Source organism: Kitasatospora sp. NPDC040550 (assembly GCF_055594965.1).
The window spans coordinates 26,159-39,161 of record NZ_JBVIWC010000039.1 but is presented as its reverse complement, the minus strand read 5'-3'; the positions used below and the strand labels follow the sequence as shown (position 1 = coordinate 39,161).

Genomic DNA, 13,003 nt, shown 5'->3' with positions numbered 1-13,003 from the left:
GGCGGGGAGGACGGGGCGGCGGGGGCGGCGGGCGGCGCGGGGCTCAGCGTGCGAACCGGCGGTGCAGCCGTTGTTCGGCGACCGCGAGCAGCGGCTCCAGCAGGGGCAGGGAGAGCAGCACCAGCAGCCCGGCGGCCCAGCCGGCCAGCACGTCGGAGACCCAGTGGGTGCCCAGGTAGACCGTGGTGAGGCCGATCGAGCAGGCGGTGGCGGCGGCGATCACCGCGCCGGTGCGCTGCCAGCGGACCGCGAGGTAGGCGAGCACGCCCCAGGTCACCACGGCGTTGGCGGTGTGGCCGGAGGGGAAGATGGTGCCGCCGGAGAACAGCTCGGGGGAGCCGACGTACTGGGCGTAGTGCGGGCCGAGCCGGCCGGTGATGATCTTGACGGCGCCGACCGTGATGTTGAGGAGCAGCAGGGCGACGCCCATCACCAGCAGCGGGCGCAGCCGTCCGAGGCGGTGGGCGCGCCAGAGGAGCCAGGCGAACGCGGCGACGGCGCTGGGTCCGCGCTGCCCGGCGATCACCCAGGTGTCGAGCAGCGGCTCCAGGCTGGGCCACCGCTCGTACGGGCGGAGCAGGCGGACCGACCAGTCGAGGTCGACCAGGTCGGTGTTGAGCAGGACGCCGGCCAGGACCAGCAGGTAGGCGGCCAGGGTGGCGGCGAACAGGGCGGCCCGGCGGCGGCTCATCGGCGGCCAGCCGGGCTCGCCGCGGTCGGGGCCGGGGCCGGGGCCGGGGAGCTCCCGGCGGTCGGCGGTGCGGCGATCCGGCCCCTGCCGCGGAATGCGAGCGGCCGTACTTCTGGATTGCACGGGGTGACCATACCCATCTGGGCGAGGCCATTCCGGAGGGAATTGTCATTTTCCCGGGAAATCGACAATTGGGTCTGCCCCGGGTGGCCCGGGGAGTGATTTCCAGTATTCCAGGATCGAATGCCCGTGTGGTCTTCGAATGATTCTGCAAAAGACCCGGTAAAGAAAACGGAGTGGGTGGCCGGTTCGACCGGCTTCCCACTCCGTGGTAACCCTGTGTAGGTTCAGTGCTCAGTCGAGGGGGCCGCCCGCGACGTAGATCACCTGGCCGGAGACGAACCCGGCGCCCTCGCCGGCGAGGAAGGAGATGGTGTTGGCGACGTCCTCGGGCTCACCGACGCGCTGGACCGGGATCTGGGAGGCCGCGGCCCGCTTGAAGTCCTCGAAGTCCATGCCGACCCGGGCGGCGGTGGCCGCCGTCATGTCCGTGGCGATGAAGCCGGGGGCCACCGCGTTGGCCGTGATGCCGAACTTGCCCAGCTCGATGGCCAAAGTCTTGGTGAAGCCCTGGAGGCCGGCCTTGGCGGTCGAGTAGTTGGCCTGGCCGCGGTTGCCCTGGGCGGAGGAGGAGGACAGGTTGACGATGCGGCCGAAGCCGGCGTCCACCATGTGCTTCTGCACCGCGCGGGTCATCAGGAAGGCGCCGCGGAGGTGGACGTTCATGACCGTGTCCCAGTCGGACTCGGACATCTTGAAGAGCAGGTTGTCGCGGAGCACCCCCGCGTTGTTGACCAGCACGACGGGGGCGCCGAGTTCGGCGGCCACGCGGTCGACGGCGGCCTGGACCTGCTCGGCGTCCGCGACGTCGGCGCCGACGGCCAGCGCGCGCCCGCCGGCGGCGGTGATCCGGTCGACGGTGTCCTTGCCGGCGGCCTCGTCCAGGTCCAGGACGGCCACCGCGTAGCCGTCGGCGGCCAGGCGGACGGCCGTGGCGGCGCCGAGGCCGCGGGCGGCGCCGGTGACGACCGCCACCCGGGTGGCGGTGCTCTGCTCGGTCATGCTCGCTCTCGTCTCTCTCGGGGTGCCTCCGGGGGAGTGGCCCCGGGGAGGGTGCCCATACCCTACCGGCGGGTAGGGGAGGCGGCCAGGGTGGAGAGGCGCAGATGACGGTCGGTAAGGACCGACCGGTCGGCTTTCTGCTGAGAACGGGTTACTGCAAGGGTGTGGCAGCGCGTAAATATGCCAATGTTGCCGAACCTGCGTCTACTATCCGCCCCTGCCTGCCAGCAAGGGCCTGCCGTTTGTATAGTGTCCGCCAGCAGCCACCGGCTGCACGGCTGGAGCGCCCTCCCTCATAGCTGGACGCCCACTCGCCGTTACTGCCCCACCCGGGTGTCCCACACACACCGGGTGTGACATCGGGACGGATACATGGTGCTGGGGGAGATCCCGACAACCCGCGTGTCCGCGCGACTGCAGCAGTCGCCCGGACACCTCATTCGCGTTGCACAGCAGGTTCACACCCGTCTGTGGTCCGAGCACGTCGGAGCCGATCTCACGGCTCCGCAGTTCGCGGTCCTGCTGGTGCTCGCCCTCGAACCGGGCGCGGACCAGCGAACCGTCGGCGAGCGAGCCTCGCTGGACAAGGCCACGATGGCGGAGATGGTCGCGCGGCTGGTCCGCCGCGGCCTCGTGCTGCGACGGCGCGACCCGGCCGACGGCCGGCGCAAACTGCTCGCCCTCTCGCAGAGCGGCGCCCAGGCGGTGCGCGAGGCCACCGGTGGTGTGGTCCGCGTCCAGCGGGTGCTGTTCGAGCCGCTCACGCCGGACGAGCAGGTCGAAATCGTCCGGGTGATGGCCAAGATAGCCAGGCTGGAACCCGCGGCCGTGGCCGTCTTCACCGACGCGCGGCCGATACTGGACGCCCAGCGGGCGATCGGCTACCTGATCAGGGTCGGCCAGCAGGTGCACACCAAGCTCTGGTCGGAGCACGTCGGCGCGGAGCTGACGGCCCCGCAGTACGCCGTGCTGGACGCGCTGGAGCTGGAACCGGGCGCGGACCAGCGCACGGTCGGCGAGCTGGCCTCGCTGGACAAGGCCACGATGGCCGAGATGGTCAGCCGGCTGGTGCGCCGCGGTCTGGTGCAGCGCCGGCGCGACCCCTCGGACGGGCGGCGCAACCTGCTCTCGCTGTCACCGGCGGGCCAGGACCTGCTGCACCGCTCGGCCGCCGGAGTGGCCGAAGTCCAGCGCTTGCTGCTCGCTCCGCTCGCGGAGGAGGAGCACGAGGTGGCGCTCGCGCTCATCGCCAAGGCGGGCAGGCTCTAGCCCAAGCTTTGGTAACAACAGCCAAAACGATTCACCAAGTCTCATGAGGCCCACGGCCGTCGGCAGCGACCGATGGTCGGGGTCGGTGAATCCGGGTACGCCGAAGTGCCGCTCGTCCCTGCCTGGAATGAGCGGTACTTCGATATGACCGACGGTCAGGATTTCTGTCGTCGTTGTCGGGGGCGCCGGGCCTGGTCGGCCGGCGCCCCCGCGGCGCCCGTCAGTTCCAGTCGAACCCCTGCGGGTCCGGGCCGATCCGCTTGCCGGTGGCCACGCCCGCGATCGCCGCGATGTCCTCGGCGTCCAGCGTGAAGCCGGCGACGTCCAGGTTCTCCCGGATGCGGGACGGGGTGACCGACTTCGGGATGGCGATCACGCCGCTCTGCAGGTGCCAGCGGAGCACCACCTGGGCGACCGTGCGGCCGTGCTTCTCGGCGATCTTCGCCAGCGCCGGCTCGGCCAGCAGCTCCCCGCCCTGGCCCAGCGGGCTCCACGCCTCGGTGGCGATGCCGTGCTCGGCGTGGAAGGCGCGCAGCTCCTCCTGCGGGAAGTACGGGTGCAGCTCGACCTGGTTCAGCACCGGGACGACCGAGGCCTCGTCCAGCAGGCGGGTCAGCTGCTCCTGGCCGAAGTTGGAGACGCCGATCGACTTGACCCGGCCGCCCTCCTTCAACTGCTCCAGGGCCTTCCAGACGTTCAGGAAGGTGCCGTGCATCGGGCGCGGCCAGTGGATCAGGTACAGGTCGAGGTAGTCGAGCCCGAGCTTGTCCAGCGAGGCGTCGAACTCGCGCAGCACCGCGTCGCGGCCCTGCTCGCCCGACCAGTCGCGGGTGCCCGAGTTCCACAGCTTGGTGGTGACGTAGAGGTCCTCGCGGGCCAGGCCGCCCGCCAGTGCCTCGGTGATGGCCGCGCCGGTGCCGGCCTCGTTCTCGTAGATCGCCGCCGTGTCGATCGAGCGGTAGCCCGCCGCGATCGCCTCGCGCACGGCGGGGGTGGCCTTGGCGTCCTCGACCTGCCACACGCCGAAGCCGAGCTGGGGGATCTGGGCGCCGTCGTTCAGGGTGACGCTGGGGATGTTGCTCACGGGAAGGGGTGCCTTCCTGGTTGTCCGTTGGTTCCAGAGGGGGCAACTGGTGCCCCGGCACGATTGTTCCCGCCGTTCGGGCGAATCTTTGGGGAAGCTTTACGACGGCGTGGCGCGCACCGGGGCGGTGCCACGGGGGTGCGCGCCGGGGCGTGCGGAGGGCGTGCGGCGAGGGCGGCGGAAAACCTGTTGCGTGGATCACAGTGGGCTTGGCAGGCTCGCTGACATGACCTCCTGAGATCCGGGTCCTTCGTACCCATGCGCTGCCCGTCCGGCCGACCGTCGCCGGACGCGTCGATGTCGCCGCGCCGCTGCGCCGCGCCTCCGGGTGTCCGTTCCCGTGCGACCGCGGGCCGCCCGTGCCTCCCGTACTCCCGCGCCCCACGCACGCCTTGCACACCTCGCACCATCCGCACCCCTCGCACCCCTCGCACCCCTCGCATCGGAGTGTCATGCCGCTCACCCCACTGCCGCTGGCCGACCCCGGCAGTCCCGACCTCTCCTCACCGCTGGCCTTCCTGCGCTGGCTGCAGCGCGCCCAGCGGCGCGGGCAGGTCCGCGCCACCTGCTGGGCGCTGATCGAGATGGGCGCCCAGGCCGCCCTGCCGGTGCCGCTCGGGCGCGGCGTCCAGGCCGCCGTCGACGGTGACGCCGGCGGAATCTGGCGGGCCGGCGCGCTGGCCCTGCTGCTGGCCGCCACCGCCTCGCTCGGCACCGTGCTGCTGCACCGGCAGGCGGTCTGGAACTGGATCCACGCCGCCTGTCACGTACGGCAGTTGGTGGCCGGGCAGGCCTCGCACCTGGGCGCCGGGCTGTCCCGGCGGATCGCCACCGGTGAGGTGGTCGCGGTCGGCAGCGGGGACGTCGAGCGGATCGGCTGGTACGTCGAACTGGTCGCCCGGGTCCGGGCCGCGGTGATCGTCTGGCTGGCCGTCAGCGCGGTGGTGCTGGTGGTCGAGCCGGTGCTCGGGATCGGGGTGCTGCTCGGTGTCCCGGTACTGGCCGCCTCGGTGTGGCCGTTGATCGGGCCGTTCGAGCGGCGCTACGCCAAGCAGCGCGAGCTCGGCGGCAAGGCGACCGAGCTGGCCGCCGACACGGTGGCCGGGCTGCGGGTGCTGCGCGGCATCGGCGGCGAGGACCTCTTCCTGGAGCGGTACCGGGAGGCCTCCCAGAAGGTCCGGGCGGCGGCCGTCCGCTCGGCCCGGCTGTGGTCGCTGATGCAGGCCCAACAGGTGCTGCTGCCGGGGCTGTTCGTGGTCGGGGTGACGTGGTACGGCGCCCGGCTGGCGGCCTCCGGCGAGCTCGGCGTGGGCACCCTGATCGCGGTGTACGGCGCGACCGCCTTCCTGGCCGCACCGCTGCGGATCCTGGGCGAGGCGGCGCACGCCTGGAGCGTCGCCCGGGTCTCCGCCGGGCGGGCCGTGCGGGTGCTCTCGCTCAGTCGGACCAGCGGCGAGGCCGACGGCGTGCTGACCCGGCCGGGCCGGTCCGACCTGCACGACCCGACCACCGGGCTGACCGTCCGGGCCGGCGAGCTGACCGCGGTGGTCTGCGGGGACCCGGACTTCGCCGGGGCGCTCGCCGAGCGGCTCGGCGGCCACGTCCCGCTCGCCGAGGGCGAGCAGGCCCTGCCCTCGGTGCGGCTCGGCGGCACCGAGCTGGACACCGTGCCGCTGGCCGAGGCCAGGGCGGCGGTGCTGGTCCACGACAAGGAGCCGGTGCTGCTCTCCGGCACGCTGGCCGAACTGCTGGACGTGCCGTCCTCCGGCCGGGTCCCGGCCGAGGAGGCGCTCGCCGCGGCCCGCTCCGAGGACGTGCTGGAGGCGCTGGTGGACGGCTCGCCCGACTGCGCGGGCGACCCGATGCGGGCCCGGATCACCGAACGCGGACGCTCGCTCTCCGGCGGGCAGCGCCAGCGGCTCGCCCTGGCCCGCGCGCTGCTGGCCGACCCGCCCGTCCTGGTGCTGGACGAGCCCACCAGCGCGGTGGACGCCCACACCGAGTCCCGGATCGCCGCCGGCCTGCGGGACACCCGGGCCGGGCGCACCACCGTGGTGTTCGCCACCAGCCCGCTGCTGCTCGACCGGGCCGACCGGGTGGTGCTGCTGCGGGAGGGGCGGGTGGTGGCGGCCGGGCGGCACCACGAGCTGATGCGCACCGAGCCGGCCTACCGGGCCGTGGTCACCCGGGACGAGGAGGCGGCGCCGGTATGAGCGGCACCGTGCCGAACAGTGCCCCGGGGAGCAGCGCCGCCGGGGGCGACCCCGGCGGGAGCGCCACCGTCAACCGTCCGGACCCGTACGTGAGGAGTACGTCATGAAGCCCCCCGTCCACCAGGAGCAGGGGCCGGCCACCACCCTGCCGGTCGGCTCCCCGGCCGCCGTGCGCGGCTACCTGGGGGTGCTGGCCCGGCGGCACCGGGGCGGGTTCGCCACGGTGGTGTCGCTGCACTCGGTGGCCACCCTGGCCGGGCTGGTCGGGCCCTGGGTGCTCGGCAGCCTGGTCGAGTCGCTGGCCACCGGCACCGCCGGGGCCACCATCGTGGTGGCGGTCGGCTGGTACCTGCTGGCGCTGGCCGTGCAGTCGGCGTTCACCGGCTGGTCGCGGCTGCGCGGGGCGGTGCTCGGCGAGCGGGTGCTGGCCGACCTGCGCGAGGACTTCCTGGTCCGCTCGGTCGCGCTGCCGACCGGCGTGCTGGAACGCGCCGGCACCGGGGATCTGGTCTCCCGCGGCACCACCGACATCGACCGGCTGGACAAGTCGGTGCGCGAGGCGGTGCCCGAACTCGCCGTCGCGGTGGTGTCCCTGCTGCTGGTGCTCGGCGCCCTGCTGGTCACCTCGCCGCTGCTCGCGCTGACCTCGCTGGTCGGCCTGCCGCTGCTGCTGGCCAGCTCCCGTTGGTACTTTCGGCGCGCCCCGCAGTCCTACCGCAACGAGGCGGCCGGGTACGCGGCGGTCAGCAACGTGCTGGCCGAGACGGTGGACGCCGGGCGGACGGTCGAGACGCTGCGCCTGGGCGAGCAGCGGGTCCGGCTGACGGACCGCAAGCTGCGTGAGTGGCTGGCCTGGGAGCGCTACACCCTGTGGCTGCGCTCGGTCTGGTTCCCGACCATCGACGCCGTCTACACCTCGGCGGTGCTGGCCACCCTGGTGGTCGGCGGGCTGTTCACCCTCCAGGGTTGGCTCACCGTCGGGCAGTTGACCACCGGCGTGCTGTACGCGCAGATGCTCACCGGCCCGGTCGACCTGATCCTGCGCTGGTACGACGAACTGCAGATCGGGCAGGCCTCGCTGGCCCGGCTGGTCGGCGTGCACGAGGTGCCGGAGCACGAGGGCGACGAGTCGGCCCGCCCGGACGGCCGCCGGGTCGAGGCCCGGGACGTCCGCTTCGGCTACCGCGAGGGCGCGGACGTGCTGCACGGGATCAGCCTGGACGTCGCCCCGGGTAGCCGGGTCGCGCTGGTCGGCCCGTCCGGGGCGGGCAAGTCCACCCTCGGGCGGCTGCTGGCCGGGATCTACGCGCCCGGCCGCGGCAGCGTCACCCTCGGCGGGGCGGCGCTGTCCCGGATGCCCGCGGAGCGGGTGCGGGCGGAGGTCGCCCTGGTCAACCAGGAGCACCACGTGTTCGTCGGCACCCTGCGGGACAACCTGCGGCTCGCCGCGCCCGAGGCGGACGACACCGAACTGCGGGCCGCGCTGGACGCGGTGGACGCCGGGGCCTGGGTGGACGCCCTCCCGGACGGACTGGACACCGAGGTCGGCTCCGGCGGTACCGCGCTGACCGCGCCCCAGGCACAGCAACTCGCCCTGGCCCGGCTGGTGCTGGCCGATCCGCACACCCTGGTCCTGGACGAGGCCACCTCGCTGCTGGACCCGCGGGCCGCCCGGCACCTGGAGCGGTCGCTGTCCCGGGTGCTGGAGGGCCGTACGGTCATCGCGATCGCCCACCGGCTGCACACCGCGCACGACGCGGACGTGATCGCGGTGGTCGAGGGCGGGCGGATCAGCGAGTACGGCAGCCACCCGGAGCTGGTCGCGGCCGGCGGCCCGTACGCGGCGCTCTGGCGCTCCTGGCGGGACGAGCGCCAGCGGTAGGTGCCGGGCGGGGGAGGGTAGCGCGGGTTCAAACCCGTACGGGGCCGGATTGCCCCGTGCGGGTTACTCCCTCGCCGGTAAGGGCGCGTAACCGGGCAAATCGTCGGCCCGGACAGCAGACTGCTCCGGTGACCAAGACTTCAGACGGCTCGTCCCGGCCTCAGCGCAGCGAGATCGGCGGGATCCCCACGCGGTACATCGGGATCGGCGTCATCGTGATCCTCGCGGTGTGGTTCCTGTTCGCCAACCTCGACAAGGTCAAGATCCAGTTCTGGGTGTTCACCGTGACCGCGCCGCTCTGGATCGCGCTACTGGCGACGCTGCTCGCCGGCGGGGTGCTGGGCTGGCTGTTGAAGGGACGGCGCGGCCGGTGAGCACCGCCCCCGAACCGGCCCCGTCCGGTTCCCCGGCCTTCGCCCCGCTGATCGAGCTGCGCGGGGTCAACAAGCACTTCGGCGAGCTGCACGTGCTGCAGGACATCGAGCTGACGGTCGGTCGCGGCGAGGTCGTCGTGGTGATCGGACCGTCCGGCTCCGGGAAGTCCACGCTCTGCCGGGCGATCAACCGGCTGGAGCCGATCGAGCGCGGCACCATCCTGATCGACGGGCAGCCCCTGCCCGAGGAGGGCAAGGGGCTGGCCCGGCTGCGCGCCGAGGTCGGCATGGTGTTCCAGTCCTTCAACCTGTTCGCCCACAAGACCGTGCTGCAGAACGTCTCGCTCGCCCAGATCAAGGTGCGCGGCCGGGCCAAGGCCGAAGCGGAGACCAAGTCCCGGGCGCTGCTGGAGCGGGTCGGCCTGGCGTCGCAGGCCGACAAGTACCCGGCCCAGCTCTCCGGCGGCCAGCAGCAGCGGGTGGCGATCGCCCGGGCGCTGGCGATGGACCCCAAGGCGCTGCTGTTCGACGAGCCGACCTCGGCCCTCGACCCCGAGATGATCAACGAGGTGCTGGACGTGATGCGCCAGCTCGCCAGCGAGGGCATGACGATGGTCGTGGTCACCCACGAGATGGGCTTCGCCCGGGCCTCGGCGAACCGGGTGGTGTTCATGGCGGACGGCCGGATCGTCGAGGACCGCGCCCCGGAGGCCTTCTTCAACGCCCCCGAGAGCGAGCGCGCCCGGGACTTCCTGTCCAAGATCCTTAAGCACTGAGGGCGGCGCCGTGAACCGAAGGACGACGCCCGCCGCGCGGGTGCGCGCACGCCTGACCGCCGCGGCCCTGCTGCTCGCCGTGCTGGCGACCGGCTGCGGCAAGGCCGGCACCCCGCCCCCCAAGGGCCCCCAGCCCAGCGCGCTGCCCAGCTACCAGGTGCAGGACGCCGCCTCGATCACCGGCTCGTCGACCCTGGACGCGGCCCGCGGCCGGGGCCACCTGGTGGTCGGCGCCAAGGAGGACCAGCCGTACCTGGGCCAGAAGAACCCGGCCACCGGCGTGTACTCCGGCTTCGACATCGAGATCGCCAAGATGGTCGGCGCCTCGCTCGGCTTCCCGCCGGAGCGGATCCAGTTCAAGACCATCGCCTCGGCCAACCGCGAGACCGCGCTGCAGAACGGCCAGGTGGACTACTACGTCGGCACGTACACCATCAACGACAACCGGAAGAAGCTGGTCGGCTTCGCCGGACCGTACTTCGTCGCGGGGCAGTCGCTGCTGGTGCGCAAGAACGACAGCAGCATCCACGGTCCGCAGGACCTGAACGGCAAGAAGGTCTGCTCGGCGGCCGGTTCGACGCCGTATCAGCGCATCCAGTCGCAGTACCCCAAGGCGCACCTGATCGGCTACGACACCTACTCGGCCTGCGTGGACAACCTGATCACCGGCCAGGTCGACGCCGTCACCACGGACAACGCGATCCTGCTGGGCTACGCGGCCAAGGTCCCGGACGAGCTCAAGGTGGTGGGCCCGCTGTTCTCCACCGAGCCGTACGGGATCGGCACGCCGAAGAACGACACCGTGCTGCGCGGGGCGCTGGACGACGCGCTGGCGCACCACGAGCAGAACGGCGACTGGAAGAAGGCCTTCGACGCGACCCTCGGCCTGTCCGGGGAACCCGCGCCCACCCCGCCGCCGATCGACCGGTACTGAGAGGGCCGCGCCGTGAAAACCCTGACCGACAACTGGTCGACCTACTGGGACGGCTTCCTCGGCACGCTCTCGCTGTTCGCGGTGAGTGCCGTGCTGTCGCTGCTGCTGGGCGTGCTGATCGCGGGCTTCCGGGTCTCGCCCGTCCGGCCGCTGCGGGTGTTCGGAACGGTGTGGGTGACGCTGCTGCGCAACACACCGCTGACCCTGCTGTTCTTCATCGTGGTGCTGGGCCTGCCCCGGTTCGACATCACGCTGCCCTTCTACACCTTCGCCGTGCTGGCGCTCGGCTGCTACACCTCGGCCTTCGTCTGCGAGGCGATGCGCTCGGGCATCAACACCGTGCCGTCCGGGCAGGGCGAGGCGGCCCGCAGCCTGGGGATGAGCTTCGGGCAGACGATGGGCCTGGTGGTGCTGCCGCAGGCGTACCGCTCGGTGGTGGCGCCGATCGGCAGCGTGATGATCGCGCTGGCGAAGAACACGGCGATCGCCGGTTCGTTCAGCGTCACCGAGCTGCTGGGCACCTACCGGACCATCAACGAGCTGGGCTACAGCATCGTGTGGACCTTCGTCTGGATCGCCGTCGGCTACCTGATCATCACCCTGGCCGTCAGTGCCGTCTTCAACCTGCTGGAACGACGAGTGGCGGTGTCCCGATGACCGTTGGATCCTCGGCGCTGTACGACATCCCCGGCCCGAAGGCGCTGGCCCGGCACCGGCTGTACGGCGGGATCGCGCTGCTGCTGATCGCGGCGCTGATCGGCTGGATCGTCTACATGCTGTTCCACACCCACCAGTTCACCTACGCCAAGTGGGAGCCCTTCGAGTACCGGGGCGTGCAGGACCTGCTGCTGCGCGGGCTGGGCAACACCCTCCAGGCCTTCGGTTGGACGGTGCTGTTCGCGCTGCCCTTCGGCGCGCTGTTCGCGGCCGGGCGGCTGTCCGACCACCGGGTGGTGCGCTGGTTCTCCACGCTGGTGGTGGAGTTCTTCCGGGCCATGCCGCTGCTGGTGATGATCTTCTTCGTGTTCGTCGCCCTCAAGGTGCAGCCGCTGTGGGCGCTGGTGGCCGGGCTGGTGCTCTACAACGGCTCGGTGCTGGCCGAGGTGTTCCGGGCCGGCGTGCTCGCGGTGCCCAAGGGGCAGCGGGAGGCGGCGTACGCGCTGGGCATGCGCAAGACCCAGGTGATGGCGTACGTGCTGGTGCCGCAGGCCAACCGGGCGATGCTGCCGGCCATCATCAGCCAGCTGGTGGTCGCGCTCAAGGACACCTCGCTCGGCTTCCTGATCACCTACGAGGAGTTCCTGCACGCGGGGAAGCTGATCGCCACCAACCTGGACTACGACCTGCCGTTCATCCCGGTGGTGATGGTGATCGCGCCGATCTACATCGGGATGTGTCTGCTGCTGTCCTGGCTCGCCCGCTGGGTCGAGCGGCGCAGCCGGCGCAGTCCGAGCGTGCGGGGCGGGGCGCCGGTGGCCAAGGCGGGGGTGGCGATGGGGCTGCCGCCGTCGGCCCGCTGAGGACCGGGGCGTCCGCCCTGGTGGGAAGGGCGGTTCGGGACTGAACCATAGGTGCCGAAGGGGTCGAGGCCTGGACCTCCAAATTCCTCTTATGATTGCGGAGGCAGGCGGCAGACGACCGGGCGGAGGGGCCATGGAGCCGGTGTTCGACTCGCGGCACATCAGGACGTTCCACGAAGTCGTCCGGGCCGGTTCCTACTCGGCCGCGGCCCGGGAACTCGGCTACACCCAGCCCGCGATCACCCAGCAGATGAAGGCCCTCGAACGCACCGTCGGCGTCCCGCTGTTCACCCGCGCCGGGCGCGGCCTGCGCCTCACCGAGGCCGGAGAGGCGCTCTCCCGGCACGCCGAACTCATCCTCGGCAGCCTCTCCGCGGCCCAGCAGCAGCTCGCCGCACTCGCCCGGCTGCGCGCCGGGCGGGTCCGGGTCTGCGCCTTCCCCAGCGCCAACGCCACCCTGATACCCGAGGCGATGGCCCGGCTGCTCGCCGAGCACCCCGGCGTCCGGGTCGAACTGCTGGAGGCCGAGCCGCCGGACTCCGTCCAGCGGCTGCTGCGCGGGGAGTGCGACATCGCGCTGGCCTTCCGCTACCCGGGCCAGGCCACCGAGCTGCCGGACGGACTGGACGAGATCCCGCTGATGGAGGATCTGCTCACGGTGCTGCTGCCGGTCGGGCACCCGCTCGGCCGCCGGCACGCCGTCCGGCTGGCCGACCTCGACGGCGAGCGCTGGATCGCCGGCTGCCCGCGCTGCCGGGCCAACCTGCTGCACGTCTGCGCGGAGGAGGGCTTCGCGCCCGACATCGTGTTCTCCACCGACGACAACCTGGCGGTGCAGAGCCTGGTCGCCGCCGGGGTGGGGATCGCGCTGATGCCCGCGCTGGTGCTCTCCTTCATGTGCCACCGCAAGGTCACCGGGCGGGCCGTCGAGCCGCACCTGCGGCGGCAGGTGAGCGCGTACGTGCTGCGCGAGCACCGGCGGATCCCGGCCACCGGGCTGGTGCTGGACCACCTGCGGCAGGCGGCGGCGAGCCGGGTCGGCTGCTGACCCCGGTGCTGCGGGCGCCCGGCGGGCCCGGGGCGATCCATAAGTGCGAGTGGGGGTGATGCTTAGAAACCCTCGTTGGACGTGATAGGT

General features: G+C 72.4%; 12 protein-coding genes. 9 read left to right on the top strand and 3 right to left on the bottom strand.

Annotated features, from left to right (window positions below):
* Positions 1 to 43: 43 nt before the first annotated feature.
* Both ACZ58X_RS36815 and fabG read right to left on the bottom strand, forming a co-directional pair.
* Positions 44 to 814, bottom strand: coding sequence for a phosphatase PAP2 family protein (locus ACZ58X_RS36815; protein WP_470337927.1), 771 nt, complete (start codon positions 812 to 814; stop codon positions 44 to 46).
* 231 nt (positions 815 to 1,045) lie between these two features.
* A complete protein-coding gene (fabG, locus tag ACZ58X_RS36810; protein ID WP_470337926.1) occupies positions 1,046 to 1,813 on the bottom strand; it encodes a 3-oxoacyl-ACP reductase FabG in 768 nt (255 codons plus the stop codon).
* Positions 1,814 to 2,215: 402 nt separating this feature from the next.
* Between fabG and ACZ58X_RS36805 the strand changes: the two genes are divergently transcribed.
* Positions 2,216 to 3,082, top strand: coding sequence for a MarR family winged helix-turn-helix transcriptional regulator (locus ACZ58X_RS36805; protein WP_470337925.1), 867 nt, complete (start codon positions 2,216 to 2,218; stop codon positions 3,080 to 3,082).
* A 220-nt stretch (positions 3,083 to 3,302) separates the two neighbouring features.
* Here the strand turns inward: ACZ58X_RS36805 and ACZ58X_RS36800 are convergent, their stop codons facing one another.
* Positions 3,303 to 4,166, bottom strand: coding sequence for an aldo/keto reductase (locus tag ACZ58X_RS36800; RefSeq protein ID WP_470337924.1), 864 nt, complete (start codon positions 4,164 to 4,166; stop codon positions 3,303 to 3,305).
* 452 nt (positions 4,167 to 4,618) lie between these two features.
* Between ACZ58X_RS36800 and ACZ58X_RS36795 the strand changes: the two genes are divergently transcribed.
* The 8 genes from ACZ58X_RS36795 (at position 4,619) to ACZ58X_RS36760 (ending at position 12,913) form a co-directional block, all read left to right on the top strand.
* Positions 4,619 to 6,379: an ABC transporter transmembrane domain-containing protein gene (locus tag ACZ58X_RS36795; RefSeq protein WP_470337923.1), complete on the top strand. Its 1,761-nt coding sequence runs from the start codon at positions 4,619 to 4,621 to the stop codon at positions 6,377 to 6,379.
* A gap of 103 nt (positions 6,380 to 6,482) precedes the next feature.
* A complete protein-coding gene (locus ACZ58X_RS36790) occupies positions 6,483 to 8,261 on the top strand; it encodes an ABC transporter ATP-binding protein (protein WP_470337922.1) in 1,779 nt (592 codons plus the stop codon).
* A 128-nt stretch (positions 8,262 to 8,389) separates the two neighbouring features.
* On the top strand, positions 8,390 to 8,635 hold the full coding sequence (locus ACZ58X_RS36785) for a LapA family protein (RefSeq protein WP_375885285.1): 246 nt from the start codon (positions 8,390 to 8,392) through the stop codon (positions 8,633 to 8,635).
* Between the two features lie 47 nt (positions 8,636 to 8,682).
* Positions 8,683 to 9,411, top strand: a complete 729-nt coding sequence (locus ACZ58X_RS36780) for an amino acid ABC transporter ATP-binding protein (RefSeq protein ID WP_470337948.1) — start codon at positions 8,683 to 8,685, stop codon at positions 9,409 to 9,411.
* Positions 9,412 to 9,421: 10 nt separating this feature from the next.
* The gene (locus ACZ58X_RS36775) at positions 9,422 to 10,345 is read left to right on the top strand and encodes a glutamate ABC transporter substrate-binding protein (protein WP_470337921.1); all 924 of its coding nucleotides are present in this window, start codon (positions 9,422 to 9,424) and stop codon (positions 10,343 to 10,345) included.
* A 12-nt stretch (positions 10,346 to 10,357) separates the two neighbouring features.
* Positions 10,358 to 11,002 (top strand): amino acid ABC transporter permease, encoded by a 645-nt coding sequence (locus tag ACZ58X_RS36770; RefSeq protein WP_470337920.1) that lies wholly within the window; start codon positions 10,358 to 10,360, stop codon positions 11,000 to 11,002.
* Positions 10,999 to 11,865, top strand: a complete 867-nt coding sequence (locus tag ACZ58X_RS36765; protein ID WP_470337919.1) for an amino acid ABC transporter permease — start codon at positions 10,999 to 11,001, stop codon at positions 11,863 to 11,865. Before ACZ58X_RS36770 ends, ACZ58X_RS36765 begins: the two co-directional genes overlap by 4 nt.
* A 142-nt stretch (positions 11,866 to 12,007) precedes the next feature.
* Entirely contained in the window at positions 12,008 to 12,913 is a 906-nt protein-coding gene (locus tag ACZ58X_RS36760) for a LysR family transcriptional regulator (protein ID WP_360238866.1), read from the top strand.
* Positions 12,914 to 13,003: the final 90 nt, after the last annotated feature.

Excerpts from the sequence above, each read along its gene's own strand:
- fabG (WP_470337926.1), bottom strand. The coding sequence starts at position 1,813 with ATGACCGAGCAGAGCACCGCCACCCGGGTGGCGGTCGTCACCGGCGCC.
- ACZ58X_RS36795 (WP_470337923.1), top strand. The coding sequence starts at position 4,619 with ATGCCGCTCACCCCACTGCCGCTGGCCGACCCCGGCAGTCCCGACCTC.
- ACZ58X_RS36790 (WP_470337922.1), top strand. The coding sequence starts at position 6,483 with ATGAAGCCCCCCGTCCACCAGGAGCAGGGGCCGGCCACCACCCTGCCG.
- ACZ58X_RS36765 (WP_470337919.1), top strand. The coding sequence starts at position 10,999 with ATGACCGTTGGATCCTCGGCGCTGTACGACATCCCCGGCCCGAAGGCG.